The 20,364-nt window shown below is 69.6% G+C and carries 19 protein-coding genes; 8 read left to right on the top strand and 11 right to left on the bottom strand.

Going from position 1 to position 20,364, the window contains the following annotated elements; translation table 11 throughout:
• Window positions 1-191: 191 nt before the first annotated feature.
• Window positions 192-758, top strand: coding sequence for a GNAT family N-acetyltransferase (locus tag ACWC2T_RS42170; RefSeq protein WP_450675588.1), 567 nt, complete (start codon window positions 192-194; stop codon window positions 756-758).
• A gap of 6 nt (window positions 759-764) precedes the next feature.
• Here ACWC2T_RS42170 and ACWC2T_RS42165 read toward each other — a convergent pair whose 3' ends face one another.
• The 8 genes from ACWC2T_RS42165 to ACWC2T_RS42130 form a co-directional block, all read right to left on the bottom strand.
• Complete coding sequence (locus ACWC2T_RS42165) at window positions 765-2,285, bottom strand: type IV secretory system conjugative DNA transfer family protein (protein WP_450675587.1); 1,521 nt, start codon at window positions 2,283-2,285, stop codon at window positions 765-767.
• Window positions 2,286-2,373: 88 nt separating this feature from the next.
• A complete protein-coding gene (locus tag ACWC2T_RS42160) occupies window positions 2,374-3,786 on the bottom strand; it encodes an ATP-binding protein (protein WP_450675586.1) in 1,413 nt (470 codons plus the stop codon).
• 14 nt (window positions 3,787-3,800) lie between these two features.
• Window positions 3,801-5,360 (bottom strand): SCO6880 family protein, encoded by a 1,560-nt coding sequence (locus ACWC2T_RS42155; RefSeq protein WP_450675585.1) that lies wholly within the window; start codon window positions 5,358-5,360, stop codon window positions 3,801-3,803.
• Window positions 5,357-6,697: a hypothetical protein gene (locus tag ACWC2T_RS42150; RefSeq protein ID WP_450675584.1), complete on the bottom strand. Its 1,341-nt coding sequence runs from the start codon at window positions 6,695-6,697 to the stop codon at window positions 5,357-5,359. The genes ACWC2T_RS42155 and ACWC2T_RS42150 overlap by 4 nt, the downstream gene beginning before the upstream one ends.
• Complete coding sequence (locus tag ACWC2T_RS42145) at window positions 6,687-7,517, bottom strand: hypothetical protein (protein WP_450675583.1); 831 nt, start codon at window positions 7,515-7,517, stop codon at window positions 6,687-6,689. The genes ACWC2T_RS42150 and ACWC2T_RS42145 overlap by 11 nt, the downstream gene beginning before the upstream one ends.
• 108 nt (window positions 7,518-7,625) lie before the next feature.
• Window positions 7,626-7,934 (bottom strand): hypothetical protein, encoded by a 309-nt coding sequence (locus ACWC2T_RS42140; RefSeq protein ID WP_009189392.1) that lies wholly within the window; start codon window positions 7,932-7,934, stop codon window positions 7,626-7,628.
• A 527-nt stretch (window positions 7,935-8,461) separates the two neighbouring features.
• Window positions 8,462-9,820, bottom strand: a complete 1,359-nt coding sequence (locus ACWC2T_RS42135; protein ID WP_450675582.1) for a S53 family peptidase — start codon at window positions 9,818-9,820, stop codon at window positions 8,462-8,464.
• 288 nt (window positions 9,821-10,108) lie between these two features.
• A complete protein-coding gene (locus tag ACWC2T_RS42130) occupies window positions 10,109-10,732 on the bottom strand; it encodes a TetR/AcrR family transcriptional regulator (protein WP_450675581.1) in 624 nt (207 codons plus the stop codon).
• Between the two features lie 62 nt (window positions 10,733-10,794).
• On the opposite strand from ACWC2T_RS42130, the gene ACWC2T_RS42125 reads away from it, so the two are divergent.
• The 3 genes from ACWC2T_RS42125 to ACWC2T_RS42115 all read left to right on the top strand — a co-directional run bounded on the left by ACWC2T_RS42125 (window position 10,795) and on the right by ACWC2T_RS42115 (window position 12,965).
• Entirely contained in the window at window positions 10,795-11,691 is an 897-nt protein-coding gene (locus tag ACWC2T_RS42125) for an oxidoreductase (RefSeq protein WP_450675580.1), read from the top strand.
• Between the two features lie 212 nt (window positions 11,692-11,903).
• A complete protein-coding gene (locus tag ACWC2T_RS42120; protein ID WP_450675579.1) occupies window positions 11,904-12,674 on the top strand; it encodes a trypsin-like serine peptidase in 771 nt (256 codons plus the stop codon).
• A gap of 69 nt (window positions 12,675-12,743) precedes the next feature.
• The gene (locus tag ACWC2T_RS42115; RefSeq protein WP_450675578.1) at window positions 12,744-12,965 is read left to right on the top strand and encodes a hypothetical protein; all 222 of its coding nucleotides are present in this window, start codon (window positions 12,744-12,746) and stop codon (window positions 12,963-12,965) included.
• A 24-nt stretch (window positions 12,966-12,989) separates the two neighbouring features.
• Here ACWC2T_RS42115 and ACWC2T_RS42110 read toward each other — a convergent pair whose 3' ends face one another.
• Together ACWC2T_RS42110 and ACWC2T_RS42105 are read right to left on the bottom strand one after the other, a co-directional pair.
• Window positions 12,990-13,331, bottom strand: coding sequence for a DUF397 domain-containing protein (locus ACWC2T_RS42110; RefSeq protein ID WP_450675577.1), 342 nt, complete (start codon window positions 13,329-13,331; stop codon window positions 12,990-12,992).
• Window positions 13,332-13,342: 11 nt separating this feature from the next.
• Window positions 13,343-14,188: a helix-turn-helix domain-containing protein gene (locus tag ACWC2T_RS42105; RefSeq protein WP_450675576.1), complete on the bottom strand. Its 846-nt coding sequence runs from the start codon at window positions 14,186-14,188 to the stop codon at window positions 13,343-13,345.
• Window positions 14,189-14,381: 193 nt separating this feature from the next.
• Between ACWC2T_RS42105 and ACWC2T_RS42100 the strand changes: the two genes are divergently transcribed.
• The 3 genes from ACWC2T_RS42100 (at window position 14,382) to ACWC2T_RS42090 (ending at window position 16,906) form a co-directional block, all read left to right on the top strand.
• On the top strand, window positions 14,382-14,822 hold the full coding sequence (locus ACWC2T_RS42100) for an ATP-binding protein (protein ID WP_450675575.1): 441 nt from the start codon (window positions 14,382-14,384) through the stop codon (window positions 14,820-14,822).
• A 93-nt stretch (window positions 14,823-14,915) separates the two neighbouring features.
• Window positions 14,916-15,935, top strand: a complete 1,020-nt coding sequence (locus ACWC2T_RS42095) for a C40 family peptidase (protein WP_450675574.1) — start codon at window positions 14,916-14,918, stop codon at window positions 15,933-15,935.
• A gap of 266 nt (window positions 15,936-16,201) precedes the next feature.
• Window positions 16,202-16,906: a phosphatase PAP2 family protein gene (locus ACWC2T_RS42090; protein WP_450675573.1), complete on the top strand. Its 705-nt coding sequence runs from the start codon at window positions 16,202-16,204 to the stop codon at window positions 16,904-16,906.
• Window positions 16,907-17,288: 382 nt separating this feature from the next.
• Here the strand turns inward: ACWC2T_RS42090 and ACWC2T_RS42085 are convergent, their stop codons facing one another.
• On the bottom strand, window positions 17,289-18,845 hold the full coding sequence (locus ACWC2T_RS42085) for an FAD-binding oxidoreductase (RefSeq protein ID WP_450675572.1): 1,557 nt from the start codon (window positions 18,843-18,845) through the stop codon (window positions 17,289-17,291).
• A gap of 353 nt (window positions 18,846-19,198) precedes the next feature.
• On the opposite strand from ACWC2T_RS42085, the gene pstS reads away from it, so the two are divergent.
• Window positions 19,199-20,329, top strand: a complete 1,131-nt coding sequence (gene pstS / locus ACWC2T_RS42080; protein WP_450675571.1) for a phosphate ABC transporter substrate-binding protein PstS — start codon at window positions 19,199-19,201, stop codon at window positions 20,327-20,329.
• The last annotated feature ends 35 nt before the right edge of the window (window positions 20,330-20,364 follow it).

Genomic DNA, 20,364 nt, shown 5'->3' with positions numbered 1-20,364 from the left:
GCCGATGGTACTGCAGGGGGGACCCTGTGGGAGAGTAGGACGCCGCCGAACAATTCTTGGGAAAGGCCCACGCCGACTGGCGTGGGCCTTTCTGCATTTCAGAAGCTGACGTCGGCTGTTGTGAGGAGGCGGCCGACCCTTGGGCACAATATGGGATGCCGGTGGCGGCGGGCGGCACTACCTTGGCGCACATGAGTGCCTCGACCAGCGGTGACTACGTCATCCGCGCCATACGACCCGACGACTGGCCCCGAGTGAAGCAACTGCGGCTGGACGCGCTGCGGGACCCGATCGCGCACCTCGCCTTCCTGGAGACCTACGAAGAGGCCGAGGCACGCGCGGACGCGTTCTGGCAGGATCGCGCGGTCGGGTCCGGGGAGGGGGCGACCGCGGCCCGGCAGTTCATCGCGGAGGCGCCCGACGGGACCTGGGCCGGCTCGGTGACCGTGCTCATCGAGGAAGCCGGGACGAAGGACTGGGCCGGGTTTGCCGTCGAGCGCCGGCAGGGGCATGTGGTCGGGGTGTTCGTCCGGCCCGAGCATCGCGGGAACGGGCTGATCAAGGCCCTGCTCGACGCCGGTGTGGAGTGGGCGCGGGACCGGGGTGCGGAGCGGGTACGGCTGCTGGTGCACGTGGACAACGAACGGGCCCAGGGTGCCTACCGGAAGGCGGGGTTCGTGCCGAGCGGGGTGATCGTGCCGTTCTCCAAGGACGCTTCCCAGAACGAGTTGGAGTTCGCGCTGGAGTGGCGGTCCTAGACCGTCCTAGACCGGCAGTTCCTGGTGCGGCCAGCGGGAGCGGGCCTGTTCGCGGGAGCGGAGCAGGGCGAGGATGGGCAGGCCCTGGTCGGTACCGGTGGCGAGCAGGTCGGGGAACTGGGGGATGGGAGCCACGGCCGCGATGTCCTCCAGGACCAGGGTGAGTGGTGGGTCGAGCCGACCGGAGGATGACCGTTCGGCCATGCGCCGGCCGCGCTCGACCACGCTGGAGACGAGGGCCGTCAGGAGCGGCATCGCGCCGGGATTGCTCCTGGGGTCCTCGATGGATTCACCGACCACATAAAGCGTGCCCCCTTCGTGCACGAAGGAATCCAGTGACAGGGCATCCGTTCGGTTCGGTGTGCAGGCCTCGCGGATGTTGACCGTGGACAGGGCCGAGAGGGCTCGGCTGGTCAGTTCCTGGGCGATGTCCCGGCGTTCCGGGTGTGCCGTGAGGGCGGCCTCGAGTTCGCCGGCGGCGCCGGGGGCGGCCTTGGGGTGGGTACGGAGGGTGCGTACGGCCTCCTGGATCTGGGTGCCCTGGGCCCAGCGGTGGACGTGACGGACGGTGCGGTTCTCCAGGGCGGCGGCGTGGAGGTAGCTCCGCAGGAGCGTCAGCGCCGTGTCGGCGACCGCCTGGTCGATCCTGGCCGTGGGCTGTACGGGGCTGAGGAGCGCTGTTGCTCTGTTCAGCGCGGTCTGCTTGTCCTCGCAGCCGGCTGTGGGGGACCAGTGGAGGCGGGCCGGGGTGTCGCAGAGGTGGGCGGGGTCGTAGAGGAGGGTGGGGCCGAGTTTGGCCCTGGCGTCCTTTGTGTCCTGCCAGAGCGTCGGGTTCGAGGTGACGACGAGGGCGGGGCCGTCCGCGTCGCGGATTGCCTGGGTCGCGCTGGTCTGGCGGCTTTCCCTGGGCGCCACGAGGATCTTTTCCCACCCGCCGACCCGTTCCACCGGTTCACCGTCGGCTGGGAGGCCGACCAACTGCTGCGGCTCGGGTTCGCTGCGGGGTGCGGGTACTTCATGCACTTCATGTACTTCATGCACTTCATGGGGCGTTTTGGCCCCCACGAGAGGCGTTTCGGCCCTTGCGAGCCGAGGTGCGGGCCGCGTGGCCTCCGGCACCGCTTCCTTCTCCGCTCTCCGCCCGGCCCTTCCCGCCCGCCACCGGGCCACCGCTCCCATCACGAACACGGTGAGGACGAACAGGACCATCAGCTGGCCGAGGAACAACCCCCAGAACAGGCCCCAGCCGGAGAGCTGGGACGCGGGGGTGTCGGGCCAGGCGCCGGTGATGTCGTGGGGTTCGCCGATGAGGTGGCGCATGGCAAGGGGGGTGCGGGTGAAGGTGACACCGTGCGGCCAGGCGCCCTTGGCGAAGAGGGCTGCGAGGCCGGTGGCCGTCCACACCAGCAGGGTCATGCCGAGGAGGAACGCGAGTATGCCGACCAGCAGGCCGTCGGGGATGCCGCCCTGGCCCTCCCGGCGGTCCTCCCGGCGGTCCCCGCGACGGTCGCGAGCGTCCGGTCTCACGCGTTCCTCCCCTGCCTCTGCCGACTCCTGCCTCTGCCGACTCCTGCCTCTGCCGACTCACGCCTCCGCGCGGCGCCTGCCGCTGCCCCTACGCCACCGTCGACTCGGAGTCGCCCAGATGCTGTTCCACGAAGGCCGCCGCCCGCTGCTCGGCCTCCAGTTCGGCGGCGCGCAGGGCGTCGTCGGCCGTGAGGTCGCTGGAGGACTCGGTCATCGCGCGGTCGGTGAAGACCAGCGGCCGCTCCGTCTCCGTGACCAGGTGTTTGACCACCTGGACGTTGCCGTTGACGTCCCAGACGGCGATGCCGGGCGTCAGTGTCGGGATGATTTCCACGGCCCACCTCGGCAAACCCAGCACCCGCCCGGTGGCCCGTGCCTCGTCCGCCTTCTGGGCGTAGATCGTGCGGGTGGAGGCCATCTTCAGGATCGCCGCCGCCTCCTTGGCCGCGGCGCCGTCCACGACGTCGGACAGGTGGTGCACCACCGCCACGAACGACAGACCCAGCCGGCGGCCGAACTTCAGCAGGCGCTGGAAGAGCTGGGCGACGAACGGGCTGTTGATGATGTGCCAGGCCTCCTCGACCAGGAAGATGCGCTTCTTGCGGTCGGGGCGGATCCAGGTGTGTTCCAGCCACACGCCGACGATGGCCATGAGGATGGGCATGGCGATGGAGTTGCGGTCGATGTGGGAGAGGTCGAAGACGATCAGGGGGGCGTCCAGGTCGATCCCCACGGTCGTCGGACCGTCGAACATGCCGCGCAGGTCACCGTCGACCAGCCGGTCCAGCACCAGGGCGACGTCCAGGCCCCAGGCCCGTACGTCGTCTATGGCGACGTTCATCGCCTCGGCCGACTCCGGCTCCGGGTGCCGTAGCTGCTCGACGATGTCGGAGAGGACCGGCTGGCGGTCCAGGATCGACTCGTTGACGTAGGAGTGGGCGACCTTGAGGGCGAAGCCGGACCGCTCGTCCAGGCCGTGGCCCATCGCGACCTCGATGATCGTGCGGAGCAGCGCGAGCTGACCGGTGGTGGTGATCGCCGGGTCGAGAGGGTTGAGCCGGATGCCGTGGTCCAGTGCGGCCGCCGGGTCCAGCCGGATGGGAGTTATCCCCAGCTCCTCCGCGATCAGGTTCCATTCGCCGACCCCGTCCTCGCCCTGGGCGTCCAGGACGACGACCTGGCGGTCGCGGAAGCGCAGCTGGCGCAGGACGTAGGTCTTCTCCAGGGCCGACTTGCCGTTGCCGGACTCGCCGAGGACCAGCCAGTGCGGGGCCGGGAGCTGCTGGCCGTAGAGCTGGAAGGGGTCGTAGATGTAGCCCTTGCCGGAGTAGACCTCGCGGCCGATGATGACGCCGGAGTCGCCGAGGCCGGGCGCGGCCGTGGGCAGGTACACCGCCTGGGCCTGGCCCGTGGAGGTGCGCACCGGCGGCCGGGTCGTCTCGACCTTCCCGAAGAGGAAGGAGGTGAAGGCGTCGGTGAGGACGGACAGCGGATCCCGCATCGGCGAATCAGCCCCTACCTTCGGATGCCGGTGGCGAAGGGAAGTGTGTTCACGAAGGCGCGGTGGTGCTCTCGGTCGCACCACTCCAGCTTGAGGTACGACTTGCCGGCGGAGGCTCTTATCGTGCGCTTGTCGCGGCCCAGGGCTTCCGGGGTGCGGGCGGAGACGGTGATGTAGCCGACGAGGTTGACGCCCGCGGCGCCGCTGGCGAGGTCCTCGCCCCGCTGGTCGAGGCGGTTGTGCGCGGCGACGTCGCGGGGGTCGACGGTGCGGTTCATCTTGGCGGCGCGGGAGGCTTCGGCCTCGTCGTTGGTCTTCTCGGTCAGCATGCGTTCGATGGCCACCTCGGTGGGCTCGAGGTCCATCGTGACGGCGACCGTCCGGATGACGTCCGGGGTGTGGACGAGCAGCGGGGCCAGGAAGTTGACGCCCACCGGGGTCATCGGCCACTCCTTCACCCAGGCGGTGGCGTGGCACCAGGGGGCGCGGGTGTTGGACTCGCGGGTCTTGGCCTGGAGGAAGGTGGGTTCGGTGGCGTCGAGCTCGGCCGGCCAGGCGTTGCGCCGGGTCATGGCCTGGATGTGGTCGATCGGGTGGTCGGGGTCGTACATGGAGTGGATCAGGGACGCCAGCCGTCCCTGCCCCAGCGGCTGGCGGACCCGGATGTCGGCTTCCTGGAGCCGCGAGCAGATGTCCGTCAGCTCGCGGGCCATGACCACCGCGAGACCGGTGTCCCGGTCGACCTTGTTGCCGCGGGCGCGGACGGCGCGGGCCATGGCGTGCGCCTCGGCGGCCAGTTCGCGGTTGTAGGGCATGCAGGCGACGAGGTAGGCGCGGTGCTGCTCGCTGCTGGTGGACACCATGGACTGCAGTTGGTCGTACGACTGCCGCAGCCACTGCGGGGCGCGGTTGTCGCCGCGCAGGGTGACGTCCTTGGCGTGGGCGTCGGGGTCGGCGGGGAGGGTACGGGCGAGCATCTGCAGGCGGGTGACGAATCCGTCCCCGTTGGCGACGTGCTTGAGCAGCGTGCCGAAGCGGTCGACCAGGGCCTCCTGGTCCTCGGAGTCGCGCAGGCCGACGCCGGGGCCCTCGATCTCGATGGCGGCGGTGACGGTCTTGCGGTCGGCGTGCAGGAGCACCGCGATCTCGTCCGGCCCGAAGGGTGCGGCGAGCCAGGTGATCCGTCCGATGCCGGGCGGGGGGCCGACTTCGACCTCGCGTCCGTCGAGGCGGGTGCCGGCTTCCATGGCGGCCGAGCGGTAGACCGCGTGGCCGCCCTTGACGGTGCGCTTGTAGCTGCGGTTGATCTCGAACCACTTGTAGAAGGTGCGGTGCTTGTACGGCACGTAGACCGCGGCGAGCGCGAGCAGCGGGAAGCCCGTCAGCAGCACGATCCGCAGGGACAGCACCGGGACGAGGAGGCCGCACATCATGCCGAGGAACGCGCCGGCGATGATCAGCGCGATCTCGCCGGACTCGCGGTTCCGGCCGACGATCGCGTTCGGCCGGGCGCGGCCGATGAGATACGTACGGCGGGGCGCGACCGGATGGGACAGGTGGGACTCGGTCGTCAACGCCCTTCACCTCCACTGCGGTTGATGTTGCGGGTGTTACTGGCGTGCGGGGTGTTCGCGGGGCTGGCCGGGCTGGGCGCGCGGGGCGCGGGCGTGGCGGAGGGGACGGCTCCGCCGCCCCCGGTGGGGGTACGGCTGCTGTGGGCGGCGACACCGCCGGTGGCGGGGTTGGCGGGGCGGGGAGCGCTGCTCGACTGTCCCCCTGCTCCGTTGTTGTCGGCGCGGGTGCTGTGGGTCTTGATGCCCTGGGCGACCAGGGTGGCGGGGGAGCTTATGACGGCGGCGGCCTTGCTCTCGGCGCCCTGCATGATGCGGTTGTTGCGGCCGTTCGCGATCTCGTCGCCGAAGCCGGGGACGAAGCGGTAGATCATCGCGCTGGCGAAGATGGCGAGCAGGATGATGGCGAGGCCGGAGACGACGGCGGAGAAGGAGTCGGGGCCGTTGCCGGAGGAGAGGGCACCGGCGAGTCCGAGCACTATCACGATCACCGGCTTGACGAGAATCACGGCGATCATGATTCCGGCCCAGCGCCGGACGTGTCCCCACAGGTTCTTGTCCACCAGGCCCGCGTAGACGACGGTGCCGAGGAGGGCGCCGACGTAGAGGAGCGCGGCCCTGATGACCAGCTCCAGCCAGAGGACGCCGGCGGCGAGGATGCTCACGAGGGAGACGACGATCAGCATGATCGGGCCGCCGCCGATGTTGGTGCCCTTGCCGAGGGCGCCGGAGAAGGTGCCGAAGAACGTGTCTGCCTGGTCGCCGGTGGCCTTGGCGAGGACGTCCGTGACGCCGTCGGTGGCCGATACGACCGTGTAGAGGATCAGCGGGGTGAAGGCGGAGGCGAGCACGGTCAGCCAGAGGAACCCGACGGCTTCCGAGATCGCGGTCGTCAGCGGCACGCCGCGCACGGCTCGCTTGGCCACGGCCAGGAGCCACAGCACGAGCGTGAGGATCGTGGACGCGGCGAAGACGACGGCGTACTGCTGCAGGAACTTCGTATTGGTGAAGTCGACGTTGGCGGTCTCCTGCACGGCCTTACTGAGCTTGTCGATGGTCCAGGAGGCGGCATCGGCACAGCCTTTGGCCAGGGAGGAGAGGGGGTCGAGGGTGTCGGTCAGGGGGTTGTTGGTGGGGCCGGTGACACCGCTCTTGGAGCCGCCGCCGTCCTTTTCGCAGAACTGTTTGGCAGGGCCGATCAGCAGGTTGCAGGGGTCGCTGCTGTTCGATGGCTTGGGTGATGGCGCTGCGGCGGCATGGGTGGCCAGCATGACGGCGACTGTCTGTACGGTGGCCACCAGGCCGGTGAGCTTCAGTACGCGGCGCGGGCTACCGGGCATAAGTGAACCCTCCGTACTGCTCGATGGCCTTGCTGATTTCGTCGGAGCTTGCGGCCTTGTCGTCGCCGGGAACCGGTGCCGGGCCGTCCTTCTGGCTGTCGGCGATGATTCTCCAGTCACCGTTGAGCCACTGCAGGTCGCACGTCCACGTCTTCCACGTGGAGGTCACCGGGTTGGTGGAGGAGTTTCCCGCCATGCCGATCAGACCCATGTACCAGACCGACACCTTGGCCTGGGTGTCGCTGTATTGCTCGGCCTTGGTACCGACTGGAATGGTGCGAGACACGAAGGTGCTGCCCGTTGGGGGGTTGCCGTTCGCATCGAGCCCCATCGTGCCGAGGAAGCTCGCCGAGTAGGCGCCGTCCATCGCGTCCTGCAGCTTAGCTGCCGCGGTCTGCGTGTAGATGGTGTCGACGATCTTGTGCCGGCTGTCCTTGTTGAACATGCCGGTAGACCCGAGCACCACCGCATAATTCGCCGCCGCACTCTCCGCCCCCTGCTCCGTATGGGCGAAGCCCGAAGGGATGCCGCCCGTCTTCGTCTCCACCGGACGGGTCCCCGTGGCTGCCGTGGGTGACGTCTGCGGGCGGGAGCCCTTCGCGGTCGAGCCGTCGGCAGACGAATGGTCTCCCCTGTTGGCGAAGGCGATCGCTGCGATGAGGAGGACCACTACGCCGACCACGGTGATCAGGGAGCGGGAGGAGGAGCGAGCGGAGCGGCGGGGGGCGCCGCCGTAGGGGTCGGTTTCGGGGAGACGGGTGCGGGTGTGGCCCGTGTCGCCGCCGTAGTCGGTGTAGGACTGGTCGTCTCCGGAGGTCATGGCGTGCGCGCTCCCTCACCCTCGTAGGCGTACGACGGTAGCCGTGCTGGTTGCCGCGCGGGCGCGGTGTGGTGACTCGACATCAGGGAGACGCAACCTTCAGGGGACTCAGACCGCCATGCCGTACACGATCGTGAACAGGGTGCCGAGGGAGCCGATGATGAAGACCCCGGTGAGGCCGGCGATGATGAGGCCCTTGCCCTGTTCCGCGCTGAAGGTGTCCCGCAGGGCCGTGGCGCCGATGCGCTGCTTGGCCGCGCCCCATACCGCGATGCCGAGGCACAGCAGGATGGCCACCGCCATGACCACCTCGATCATCACCTTCGCCTCGTTGCCCAGGCTGCCGAAGGGGCCCCAGTTCGGGGCGATCCCGCCGATGATGGTGTTGATGTCTCCCTTGTCGGCCGCAAAGAGCATGTAAGTCACCGCCCCTGGTGGGTAGTTCCGTCGGCCCCTGCGGTGTGCAGAGGTCAGGCCTCATTGTCGCCGACAACGCCGCCGACGCATGTCGACTTGACGTCATTGACTGGCGGGTTTCGTACGAATGGTGCGTACGGTTACTCTGTGTATCACGGCAGGTCACGCCGGGCAACGAGGTCCGACCGGAACCTGTCGTGTGGTTCGGTCGTTGTCCTCCTTTACGACCTGGCACGGTTTCTGACGGCTGGTCGGGTGAGGGGTCGAGACGATGTTCTCATGGGCGGGGAGCGGAAAATGGACAAGGGCCCGGCGGCGGGTGCCGTCGGGCCCTTGAGCTGCGGGGCGGTGGGTGCGGTCAGCCGGTGAAGGCCGTCAGGTCGCATCGGGATTCAAGGGAGTTGGACAGGGAAAACGGGCCGCGGCCGGGTGCCGTGGCCCGTTTTCCTTCCGTGCCGCCGAGGGGACCCCACGTCCCCCTCATCCGGCGGCTCCCCGTGACCCGACGGGGCGGCCTTGCGGGTCGGTCAGCTCGCGGAGAAGGCGCTCGTGCCCTGCGGGGTGCCCCAGCCGGTCGGGCCGTCGTAGCCGGGCCCGGCGGTGCAGAAGTACGACGTGGAGCAGCTGCCGTTGCTGCCGCTGGTGACGTCGTTCAGGGCGGAGGTGCCGGCCGCGTTGTACGGGTACTGGGCCGGGTAGTCGCTGCTGCCCGGGGTGCCGGCGAGGGCGTAGACCGAGGCGATGATGGGCGAGGAGGCGCTGGTGCCGCCGTAGGTGTTCCAGCCGCTCGCCTGGTAGGTGTCGTAGACCGAGACGCCGGTGGCGGGGTCGGCCACGGCCGAGACGTCGGCGATCATGCGGTTCGAGCAGCCGCTGTCGGTCTGCCAGCTCGGCTTGGGGTCGTTGGCGGAGCAGCCGGAGCCGGTGCCCTCGGTGCTGGAGGTGTTCCAGACGGACTCGGTCCAGCCGCGGCTGTCGGAGGAGGTCTTCAGGGCGGTGCCGCCGACGGCGGTGACGTACTGGGAGGCTGCCGGGTACTCGGCGCCGTAGCCGCTGTCGCCCGCGCTGGCGGTGATGGCGACGCCCGGGTGGTTGTAGTACTGGGCGTCGTACGTCGTGTCGGAGGAGGACTCGGCGCCGCCGTAGGAGTTGGAGACGAACTTCGCGCCAAGGGAGACGGCCTCGTTCACCGCGGTCCCGAGGTCGGCGTCGGAGGCCGAGTTGGCCTCGACGAGGAGGATGTTGCAGTTCGGGCAGACCGCGCTGACCATGTCGAGGTCGAGGGACTCCTCACCGGCCCAGCCGCTGTCGGCGCTGGGGAGGTTGGACGAGGAGCCGTCCTGGCCGACCTTGCTGAAGCAGCCGCTGTCGCTGGTGCAGGCCGGGAGGCCGTACTGCGAGCGGTAGGTCGCGAGGTCGGACTCGGCGTTCGGGTCGTCGTAGGCGTCGACGATGGCGACGGTCTCGCCGGAGCCGTTCGAGGAGGCTGCGGAGGTCAGGCCGTAGGCCGACTGGATGTCCGAGGGGCCGTATCCGGTGGGGGAGGCGGAGGCGGCGTTCGGCTTGATGGTCTTGGGGGCGATGCCCTTCAGGGCCGCCTGCTTCTCCATGAAGGCGGTGGTGCCCCCGGTGACGCGCAGCGCGTTGCAGGCCGCGAAGCCCTTCTTCGGGGTGGCGCCGCATGCCCGTGTGTACTGCACGTGGGCCTTCGCGACCTGGGCGGCGATCGCCTTGGCGCTCACCTTGTGGCTCGTGACGGCGGTGTCCGCACTCGCGTGGGCGGCGGTGCCGAGTCCGGCGATGACGAGCGCGGCGGTGGCCGCTGCTGCCGAGCCGACGCGGCGCCATCTGCCGCGTATGTGGGGGGAGTTGGTGGTGGTACGCAAGGTACAGCCTCCTGGAAATGGGTGACAGAGGCCTGCGGGTGTGGGGGACCACCGATGGGTGACCGGTGGGGGCGGCGGCCCGCGACGAACCATCGCTTTGTTGAGTACGCGACAACAAGAGACTTTCGGAATCCTGACCACCGCGTTACCCAAGGCGGTTGGCGGCTTACTGATCAATGGCCGTGTGCTGGCGCTGTGCTGGGTGGGGCTTGACCTGAGGCACAGGTGTCGCGCAGAGGGGGGTGGAGGTGCCGCGCAGAAGGGGGGCGGAGAGGAGGGCGGCCGGGCTCAGCGGGGCTTGAGGCCGTGGAGCAGCAGGTGGACGTGTTCGTCCAGGCCGCTCAGGGCGTCCTCGGCGTCGAGCGCGCAAGCGGCGATGAGGGCGGCGAGGCCGTGCAGGCTCGCGGCGGCGATCATGGTGATCCGCTCGGGGTCCCCGGCGACGATCTCGCCCTGCTCCTGGGCGTCCGCGACCATCCGGGTCAGGGAGCCGAGGGACTGGTCGACGGCGGCGGCGAGCCGGTCGGAGCCGGCAGAGCCTTCGGGGGCGTGCTTGCGCGCGAACATCAGCTCCAGCAGCTCGGGGTTGTCGACGGCGAAGCCGAGGTAGGCCCGGGCGAGGGCCGTCATCCGCCCCTCGAAGGTGAGCCCGGGCTGTGCGGCGGCGGTGTCCAGGGCCCGGTTCAGCCGCTCGTACCCGTCCAGCGCGAGGGCGTCCATGAGCGCCTGCTTGTCCTTGAAGTGCCGGCCGGGTGCCGCATGGCTCACCCCGACGTCCCGGGCCAGCTCGCGCAGCGAGAGCGCACCGACCCCCTTCTCGCGCAGGGTGCGCTCGGCGCTCTTGAGCAGGGCGGCGCGCAGGTCTCCGTGGTGATAGGGGCGGTTCGTCGGTGACGGGGACATGTGCGGCATGCGGACCATCGTAACTGGATGTTGTCATTGACATCATTGTTGTCGATGTCTACTTTTGCTCCATGGCTGACACATGGAACGCGACCCACCTCCCCGACCTGACCGGCCGTACGGCCGTGATCACCGGCGCCAACAGCGGCCTCGGCCTCGCCACCGCCGAGGCCCTGGCCCGGTCCGGAGCGCATGTGGTGTTCGCCGTACGGGACCTCGCGCGGGGCGGCGCCGCCGCGGCGAAGGTGAGCGGCAGCACCGAGGTGCGCCGCCTGGACCTGGCCGACCTGGACTCGGTGCGGGAGTTCGCGGCCGGCTGGGACCGCCCGCTGGATCTGCTGATCAACAACGCGGGCGTGATGATGCTGCCGGAGCAGCGCACCAAGCAGGGCTTCGAGATGCAGTTCGGCACCAACCACCTGGGCCACTTCGCGCTCACGAACCTGCTCCTGCCCCATGTGACGGACCGGGTGGTGACGGTGTCCTCGGGCCTCCACCGCGGGGGAGTGATCCACTTCGAGGACGTCAACCTGCGCGGCCGCTACACCCCGTCCCGCGCCTACGCCCAGTCCAAGTTGGCCAACCTCCTGTTCACCCTGGAGCTCCAGCGCCGCCTCACCGAGGCCGGCTCCCCCGTCCGCGCCCTCGCCGCGCACCCCGGCTACGCGGCCACCAACCTCCAGAGCCACCACGCGAACCCCCTGATGAGGGGCCTCATGGCCGTCGGCAACAGGGTCTTCGCGCAGAGCGACCGGGCAGGCGCCCTGCCCACCCTCTACGCCGCGAGCCAGGACCTCCCCGGCGCGTCCTACGTCGGCCCCTCCGGCCTCGGTGAGATGCGTGGCACCCCCACCCTGGTGGGCCGCAGCAGGGCGGCCAGCGACGCACAGGCGGCCCGGCGCCTGTGGACGCTGTCGGAGGAGCTGACCGGGGTGGAGTGGGAGCTGAAGCCGGCCAGCCGACCGTGAAGTGTCGTACGGGTGTGCGTGCGGGTAGGGTCATGTGGGTCGAGTTGCCATGTGACGGTCAAGTCAGTCGCACCGGGATTCGTCACGTGACGTAATCGCGCCTGGTCGGCGGGGTGTTGCAGTTAAGACTCTCGCTCGTCACAAGGTTTCACAGGAAAATCTCAGATAAGTCTCAGCCGGATTCTCACGTTCGTGGGGGACAGTGAGACCTGATGAAGCGCATCTCACGCATCACGGTCACCTCGCGTCCCGCGCTGCTGGGAGCCGTGGTGATGCTCGCCCTGACCTCGGCGTCCGTAGCGGCCGCCGATGACGGGCCGGGGCCCCTCGGGGTCACCGCCGATGCTGTCGCGAACCGGCACACGGCGAGGATCGGCGCGCTGTTCGGCGCCGACCGGGCCGACGACCTGTCCGGCGGCCACTTCTGCACGGCCTCGGTCGTGCACAGCCCGCGGGGCAATCTCCTCGTCACCGCCGCGCACTGCGTGAGCAACTCCGACAACGAGCTGGTGTTCGTGCCGGGCTACCGGGACGGACAGGCGCCGTACGGGGTGTGGAAGGTCGCCAAGCGCTACCTTCCCGACGGCTGGGCCAAGGACCAGGACGAGGACAGCGACCTGGCCCTCGTCACCGTCGACGACCTGGACGGCAGGCGGATCGAGGACGTCGTGGGAGCCAATCGCTTCACCACCGGTACGGCCACCGGCGCCACCGCCGTCACCGTCGTCGGCTACCCGAGCTCCCGTGAGGTGCCCGTCAGGTGCACCAACAAACCGGTCGCGCACAGCAGCACCCAGCAGCGCATCGACTGCCCCTCCCTGACCAGCGGCACCAGCGGCAGCCCCTGGATCAACGGTGACGGCCAGGTCGTCGGCGTCCTCGGCGGCCACGAGGAGGGCGGCTCGACCGACGACGTGTCGTACAGCGTGGTGCTGGGCAGCGGCGCGGCCGAGCTGTACAAGGACGCGATCGGCGATCCCTGAAGAGAGGACGGCGGGAAGGTGGCTCCGGCGGGGGGTGCACCCGCGAGCATCCGGCCTTCGAATGCCCTGATGCTCGGTCAGCGGGCCGCCGTCGGCGAGGTCGTTCCCTCCGTCGCCTTCACCGCCGGCCTCTCGGCCGCGGCCTTCGCCGCCGCTGCCGTCGCCGTGTGCTGGGCGGACCGGCGCAGGCACAGGTTGCCGGAGATCAGCACCGAAGCGGTGGGCCAGGCGCCGGACACCCGCGTGCCGGCCGGGGCGGCACCGGTCGGCACGGAGACGTCGACGCGGTGACCGGGACGACGTCCCTGTGCGTGGTCAATCGCGCCGGGGCGTCAAGCTCTCTTCAGTGAAGTGGTCGAACTCGCCCGCCTGTACGCCGAGTACGAAGGCGTTCCACTTGTGGCGGGTGGTCGTGACGACGGTGCCCGCGGAGCGGAGGCGGAGGGGGGCGTCGTCGTGGTCACCCCGGCCGGCGGGGGCCGGTTCCCTCTTGAGAGCGGCGAGGAGGGCGCCGAAGGCGGCGGGGGTGGTGGTGAGGATGGCTCCGGTGGGGTCGGAGGATTCGGTGAGGTGGATGGTGCCGGGGGTTGTGGCTATGTGGATGCAGGAGTTGCCCTCCGGGCAGTACGACGACTTCTGCCAGACGAGTCCGGGCATGGGCCGCTCCTTCACAGGTCCTTGAGCATGGTGTGGATGAACGACTGCGACTCTTCGGGGGTGAGGGCGGCGGCCTCCATACGGTCCAGCAGTACGCGGTACTTGGTGAGCTGGGCCTCGGCGTCGAGGAACACGGGGCCGTGTGACTGGTCGAGGTTCACCGTGTCCAGCTCGGGCACCGGCCCCTCGGCGTAGTAGATCGCCTGTCCCGACCCAGGGAAGACCAGCGAGCCGAAAGGCAGCACCTGGATCGTGATGTCGGCCCGTTCGCTCATGTCCAGCAGGTACTGGAGCTGTCCGCGTGTCACGTCCGGGCCGCCGAACCTCATGCGGAGGGCGGCCTCATGGACGATCACCTGGTGCGGGGTGGGCGGGTCCCGGAAGAGCACGGCCTGCCGCTTCACCCGGAACGACACCCTGTGTTCCACATCGGGCGCCGGGAGCTCGGGCACTGCCTGGCGGAAGATCTCACGGGCGTACTCGGCGGTCTGGAACAGTCCCGGCACGTGGATCACCACGGCGCTGCGCAGGCGGGTGGCGTGGTGTTCCAGCTCGGCGAGGTCCAACAACGCCGTGGGCAGCAGCTCGCGGTACTCCTCCCACCAGCCGCGCGACCGCTCGCCGGCCATGTCGCACAGGGCTTGGACGAGGTCGGTGTCGGCGCAGTCGTAGTGGCAGGCCAGTGTGCGCACGCGCTCCGGGCTCACGCCCGCGCGGGCCGCCTCGACGTTGCTGATCTGGTTCTGCTGTACGCCGAGCAGTTGACTCGCCTGGGTGGACGTCAGACCGGCCCGCTCGCGGAGTTTGCGCAGCTCGGCGCCCAAACGGAGTTGACGCCCCGTCGGGTTGCTCCTCATGGGTGTCCCACCCTCCCTGTCACCCACATGGATGGCAAATCAGCTCTATCGCGCAAACCGTCTAAGAACTTTTACGCGCGCCGCTACTTTATTGCCCGGGCCCTCGCCCGGAAGCGCACCACCCGACGGGGTGGCAGGTCACTGGGCAATCGAACATCCGCACTTCAACCCCCCTTGCTGAACGGAGACTTCGATGTCCACCGTATCCAAGCCCTGGGCCTACACTCTCCACCTCCCGCAGGATCCACGCGCACCGGGGATCGCTCGTGCAACACTCCGTACCGTCCTCGCCGCGCACGAGCTCTCCTCGCTCACTCCCACCGCCGAACTCCTGGCCGCCGAGCTGCTCGCCAACGCGCACCTGCACACCTCCGGCCCCTACGCGCTCCGCCTCCTCGGCAGGGAATCGGGGCGGCTGACGGTGGCCGTCTGGGACAGCGACCCGCGCGTGCCGCCCGGCTTCACCGCCGACGCCGCGCCCGATGTCGTACCGGAGGACGCGGAAAGCGGACGCGGGCTGCAGCTCGTACGGGCCTGTGCCGACTCCTGGGGCGTCTCCGTGCTGCGGGAGCTGGGCGCATCCCGGGGCGGGAAGCTGCTCTGGGCGGACTGTCAGAGCCGTGACTTACCGTGATCCACTGGGTAGCCCGCACGAGCGTCATGAATAGGCCGAAATGTTGGCCATGGGAACGGACGTGCCGCGAAAGTGGCCTTGAACGGGCCCTGTATGGGGGAGGGTTGGGTCGTGCGCAAAGTGTGGGTGGTGGGTGGTGTCGCGGTCGGGCTCGGCCTGAGCTTCGTGATGCTGCTCGTCGTGGGGGTGTACATCGTCGCCGGCAACCTCGTCAACGGCGTCGGCTCGGGCAGCGTGGGACTGGCCAAGGGAGCCGTCCCGGCGGCGTACAAGACGCTTGTGCAGAAGTGGGGCAATCTATGCACGGCCCTCAACCCGGCCCTGCTGGCTGCGCAGTTGTACCAGGAGAGCGGTTTCAACCCCAACGCCGTGAGCCCGGCGAAGGCGGAGGGGATAGCGCAGTTCATCCCCGGGACGTGGGCGACGCACGGAGTCGACGGCAACGGCGACGGCGTCCGCAACGTCTGGGACCCGAACGACGCGATTCCCTCGGCCGCCGCGTACGACTGTGAACTCGCCAAGTACGTCAAGGACGTGCCCGGGAACGTCTCGGAGAACATGCTCGCCGCCTACAACGCGGGCGCTTACGCGGTGATCAAGTACGGGGGTGTACCGCCGTACCAGGAGACCCAGAACTACGTGAAAACGATCACGACTCTGGAGAAGAGCTTCGCCGCGCCCGTGACCCGTGTCGACCCCACCCAACAAGCCGCCGGTGCCATCGCCTTCGCGCAGGGGAAGTTGGGGACGCCCTATCTGTGGGGTGGGGAGGGGGCGGCCGAGCAGGGTGGGCGGTTCGACTGTTCGGGGCTGACGCAGGCCGCGTACGCGAACGTGGGGATCAGCCTGCCGCGCGTGGCGAACGACCAGTACAACGCCGGGCCGCATCCCTCGCGGGACCAGCTCCTCCCGGGTGACCTGGTGTTCTTCTCGACCAACCCGGGCGACTCGCGGGCCATCCATCACGTGGGGATCTATGTGGGTGGCGGGTACATGATCGACGCGCCGCGGACCGGGGCCGTCATCCGGTTCGATCCGATCGACACGCCCGACTACTTCGGCGCCACCCGCGTCACCGAAGATGGCGCAAAAGCGCTCCCCACGGCGGTGTGAGGCGGTGTGAGATCGCGACAGGCGTGGTGACGGAGCGTGAAACACCGGCCTGAGCTGCGATGATGAGTCTCTCTTCGATAACGTCTGCGTGATCATTCAGTGGAGAGTGGAACGTATTGATGGGGGCCGTGCGTTCCTGTTGACGTAGCCGAGCGGACGTCAGTACGGGCAGTGCGGCAGTGCAGCGGAAGCGGATCTACGAACCACGGGGGTAGGAGCGGCGCACACGAGGTGCGTCCGGTGGACGACGAAGGGGCCGCAGCACCATGGCTGTACTCGCCGAATCCGGATCGAACCCCGACGTCGACCTGCTCTACGACATCAACGGCCTGGCCAAGGACGCGCCCCACTGGTTCGACCGGGCCATGGAGTTCGTCGGTGAGTACGGACTGCTGCTCGCCCTGGTGCTGCTCGTGCTGTGGTGCTGGTGGTCCGTGCGGCGCCGGGGCGCCGAGGACGCCGCGTCCTCAGTCGCCGCGCTGGTCTGGGCGCCGCTCGCGGCCGGCATCGCCGTGCTGGTCAACGTCCCGATCCGGGGCTTCGTGGAGCGCCCTCGCCCCTTCGTCGATCACCAGGGGCTGGACGTCCTCGTCTCCGGCAAGACCGACTTCTCCTTCGTCAGCGACCACGCCACCATCACCATGGCGCTGGGCGTCGGCCTCTTCGTCGCCGACCGCCGCTTCGGGATCGCGGGCATCGGGCTCGCGCTGCTGGAGGGGTTCTGCCGGGTGTACATGGGCGTGCACTATCCGACGGACGTCGTCGGGGGCTTCGCGCTGGGTACGGCGGTCGCGCTGCTCCTGTCGCCGCCGGCCATGGCGCTGCTCACCCCGCTGCTGCGAGCGGTGGAGCGCTCGCCGCGGGCGGGGTGGGTCGTACGGAGGCGGTCGGTGAGCGGGGCGGGCGAGGGGTCGGTGCTTCCCGGCGCCCGTAAGCCGGTGGAGTCCGAGGAACGGGACCTGGCGGCCTAGGTCCTGTCGTCACATTCCCGCCTGCCCCGCGATGTCATGCACGCTCCCCCACTGCCTCAAGGGCGTGGGAGGTGCCCCCACTCGCCGCACCGGGCCCGGGCCCAACTACATCCAGTACGAGGGCCAGGACCCGGCACTCCCCCAGCCTTCGGCCGGGGGGACCCCCAGAGCACGCACCTACGGCATACATGAGCCTCCCCCACGCTCGAACAGGCCCGCGCGGGGGCACCCCCATCGCGGCGGGCGCAGGGCCCGCCCTCCGGGCGGACGGCGGGAATGTGACGACAGGGCCTAGCCGTTACTGCGGCCGGATGGGTCGGGCGCTGCTCACTGCGCCCACCCGTGTCGCCCCAGCGGCACGACTGCCCGCAGCTACGGCCGCCTACAGCCCCTGCGCGTACGAGAAGAACCGCTGCGGGTCGTACTGCTTCTTGACCTTGCCCAGCCGGGTCGCCGCGTCCCCGTAGTACGCCCTCTTCCAGTCCTTCAGCGTCGGGTCGGTGTAGTTCTGGTACGCCGCCCCGGAGGCGTACGGCGCCATCGCCCCGTGGGCGGACGTCAGCCAGGACTGGGCCGAGGCGCCGGAGGCCCCCGCGCCCCAGGACGCGATGTACTGGGCCAGCATCCGGGAGCGGCGGTGGACGAAGGCCGTCGCCGTGGGCGAGACGCGGTTGACCGCGCCGCCGAGGGCGGTGAACGCGATGCTGCCCGCGCCGCCCCGGACGGAACGGATCTGCTGCAGGACCGTCTGGATGCCCGCCGCCGACAGCGAGCGGTCGAAGAAGTCGGAGCGGGCCGCGTACGTCTCCCGGCCCAGGCGGCCCTGGGGGGAGCGGCCGGGGGTGGAGCCGGGCAGATGGCACTGGGCGTCGCCGGAGAAGGAGGAGCAGCCGGCGTAGATCTCCATCGCCTCCTCGTATCCCCGGCGGCGCAGGGTGACGGAGGAGGCGTTCGCGCCGGCCGCGTGGGCCAGGCGGTCCACGGCGTTCTGCAGTTCGCCGTAGGTGCCGAGGGAGAAGCAGGCCACCGAGACGGAGGGCGTGCCGCCCGGTGAGCAGGACAGGTGGAGGGAGGACCAGATCTCGTCCGGCTGGCTCGGGCCCCACTCCTGCCAGGCCTTCAGGACGGCGGCGGCCCTGGACCAGGGCCATGTCATGTACGCCGTCACGGCCTGCGGGGCCGGGTGGGTCTTGAACTGCAGCTCGGTGACGACGCCGAAGTTGCCGTTGCCCGCGCCGCGCAGGGCCCAGAAGAGGTCGGAGTGGGTCGAGGCGTTCGCCGTCACCTGGGTGCCGTCCGCCGTGATGATGGTCGCCTGGGTGAGGCTGTCGCAGGTCAGGCCGTAGGCGCGGGAGGCGACGCCGTGGCCGCCGCCGAGCACCAGGCCGGAGACGCCGACGGAGGGGCAGGAGCCGGCGGGTATGGTCACGCCCTTCGCGGCCAGGCCCCGGTAGACGTCGATCAGCTTGGAGCCGGCGCCGACGACCGCCGTACCGCCGGAGACCCGTATGCGGTTCAGCCTGGACACGTCGAGGATCAGGCGGTTGTCGCCGGAGGAGTAGCCCGCGTAGGAGTGGCCGCCGTTGCGTATGGACACCCGGATGCCGTGGGCCTGCGCGTAGGCGAGGGTCGTACGGATGTCGTCGGCGTGGGCGACGTACGCCACCGCGGCGGGCCTCAGTGCGTCGAAGCGGGTGTTGTACAGCTGGTGGGCCGTCGTCCAGGTCGCGTCGCCGGGCCGGACCAGGGTGCCCTCCAGGTCATGGGCGAGGGCCGTCCAGTTCGCGGCGGCGTTCGCGCTGGTGGTCTTGAGGGACGTGAGCGAGGATGAGCGGGTGTTCGCCGCGGCGGTGGACCCGTTCGTCCCCGAGCTGCAGCCGGTCAGTGCGGTTGCGGCCAGTACGGCCGTGCCGCCCGCGATGAACGTACGCCGTTCCATGCCCATCGTCCTCATTCGCCCTTCCACGGGCCCCCGTGGCCCTACGGGGGGTGAGACGACCGCATGGGCACGTTGGTTCGTAACAGTTCTCGCACAGGGAAACGAACGTCGAAGACGTGTGCGCGTAACCCGCCGGTCGGAACCTCCGTGTGCCCTCCCCGTGAGCATTCCGTGACCTAACCGGGCCGACGGCAGGGGTTCACCCCCCGTTCACTTCCGGCCATCGGCGGCTTCACCTGTTCTGCCTAATTTCGGCCGTGCACGGTGCGGAGTGCGGCCATAGATGCGCTCGCGCACTCCTCGAAACCTCGCACGCCGCCGAACGCGGCGGCTCCTGGAAGGAACTCCCGAAAGTGAAGCTTCAGCGCAAGAACCGGCTGCGCGCCCTGTCCCTCGGTGCGATCGCCGTGACCGGCGCCCTGGCCCTGACGGCGTGCGGCTCCGACGACACCGGCAACGGTGGCAAGTCCTCGGGCAACCCGTCCGGCGCCACCAACGCTTCCTCGATCAAGTGTGACAACGCCAAGGGTCAGCTGCTCGCAGACGGCTCCTCCGCGCAGAAGAACGCGATCGACGCCTGGGTCAAGGAGTTCTCCCAGGCCTGTGGCGTGCAGATCAACTACAAGGGCGGCGGCTCCGGCGCCGGTGTCACCTCCTTCAACCAGGGCCAGCTCGCCTTCGCCGGTTCCGACTCCGCGCTGAAGCCGGCCGAGGTCGCTGCCTCCAAGCAGGTCTGCTCCGGCGGCCAGGGCATCGACCTGCCGATGGTCGGCGGTCCGATCGCCCTCGGCTACAACGTCCCGGGTGTCGACAACCTCGTCCTGGACGCCCCGACGATCGCCCAGATCTTCGACAGCAAGATCACCAACTGGAACGACCCGGCGATCAAGAAGCTGAACCCCTCGGCGAAGCTTCCCGACCTGAAGATCCAGGCCTTCCACCGTTCCGAGGACTCCGGCACCACGGACAACTTCACCAAGTACCTGAAGGCCACCACCCCGGACAACTGGAAGTACTCCGGCGGCAAGGCCTGGCAGGCCAAGGGCGGCCAGGCGGCCTCCGGCTCCGCCGGTGTGGCCCAGGGCGTCAAGCAGAACACCGGCGCGATCGGCTACTTCGAGCTGTCCTACGCCAAGGACATGACCACCGTCGCCATCAACACCGGTGCCAAGGCTCCGGTGAAGCCCTCCACCGACTCCGCCACCGCCGACATCGCGGCCGCCAAGGTCGTCGGCACCGGCAAGGACCTGTCGCTGAAGCTCGACTACGCCACCAAGGCCGAGGGTGCCTACCCGATCACCCTGGTGACGTACGAGATCGTCTGCGACAAGGGCAACAAGGCGGACACCCTGCCCGCCACCAAGGCGTTCCTGCGCTACATCGCCAGCGAGGACGGTCAGAAGCTTCTGACGAGCAACAACTACGCCCCGATCCCCGCAGAGATCAACAGCAAGGTCCGCACCACCATCGAGGGCCTGAGCTGACCTGATCCGAAAGTGCGGCCCGTGCCCGGCAGGGC

The sequence above is a fragment of the Streptomyces sp. NPDC001393 genome (assembly GCF_053597455.1).
The sequence above is the reverse complement of the archived record's forward strand: the minus strand, read 5'-3'. Positions and strand labels throughout refer to the sequence as shown.

Excerpts from the sequence above, each read along its gene's own strand:
- ACWC2T_RS42140 (WP_009189392.1), bottom strand. The coding sequence starts at position 7,934 with ATGCTCTTTGCGGCCGACAAGGGAGACATCAACACCATCATCGGCGGG.
- ACWC2T_RS42110 (WP_450675577.1), bottom strand. The coding sequence starts at position 13,331 with ATGCCCGGACTCGTCTGGCAGAAGTCGTCGTACTGCCCGGAGGGCAAC.
- ACWC2T_RS42130 (WP_450675581.1), bottom strand. The coding sequence starts at position 10,732 with ATGCCGCACATGTCCCCGTCACCGACGAACCGCCCCTATCACCACGGA.
- ACWC2T_RS42090 (WP_450675573.1), top strand. The coding sequence starts at position 16,202 with ATGGCTGTACTCGCCGAATCCGGATCGAACCCCGACGTCGACCTGCTC.
- ACWC2T_RS42170 (WP_450675588.1), top strand. The coding sequence starts at position 192 with ATGAGTGCCTCGACCAGCGGTGACTACGTCATCCGCGCCATACGACCC.
- ACWC2T_RS42145 (WP_450675583.1), bottom strand. The coding sequence starts at position 7,517 with ATGACCTCCGGAGACGACCAGTCCTACACCGACTACGGCGGCGACACG.
- ACWC2T_RS42150 (WP_450675584.1), bottom strand. The coding sequence starts at position 6,697 with ATGCCCGGTAGCCCGCGCCGCGTACTGAAGCTCACCGGCCTGGTGGCC.
- ACWC2T_RS42160 (WP_450675586.1), bottom strand. The coding sequence starts at position 3,786 with ATGCGGGATCCGCTGTCCGTCCTCACCGACGCCTTCACCTCCTTCCTC.
- ACWC2T_RS42105 (WP_450675576.1), bottom strand. The coding sequence starts at position 14,188 with ATGAGGAGCAACCCGACGGGGCGTCAACTCCGTTTGGGCGCCGAGCTG.
- ACWC2T_RS42115 (WP_450675578.1), top strand. The coding sequence starts at position 12,744 with ATGCTCGGTCAGCGGGCCGCCGTCGGCGAGGTCGTTCCCTCCGTCGCC.
- ACWC2T_RS42100 (WP_450675575.1), top strand. The coding sequence starts at position 14,382 with ATGTCCACCGTATCCAAGCCCTGGGCCTACACTCTCCACCTCCCGCAG.
- ACWC2T_RS42095 (WP_450675574.1), top strand. The coding sequence starts at position 14,916 with ATGGGGGAGGGTTGGGTCGTGCGCAAAGTGTGGGTGGTGGGTGGTGTC.
- ACWC2T_RS42085 (WP_450675572.1), bottom strand. The coding sequence starts at position 18,845 with ATGGAACGGCGTACGTTCATCGCGGGCGGCACGGCCGTACTGGCCGCA.
- ACWC2T_RS42120 (WP_450675579.1), top strand. The coding sequence starts at position 11,904 with ATGAAGCGCATCTCACGCATCACGGTCACCTCGCGTCCCGCGCTGCTG.
- ACWC2T_RS42125 (WP_450675580.1), top strand. The coding sequence starts at position 10,795 with ATGGCTGACACATGGAACGCGACCCACCTCCCCGACCTGACCGGCCGT.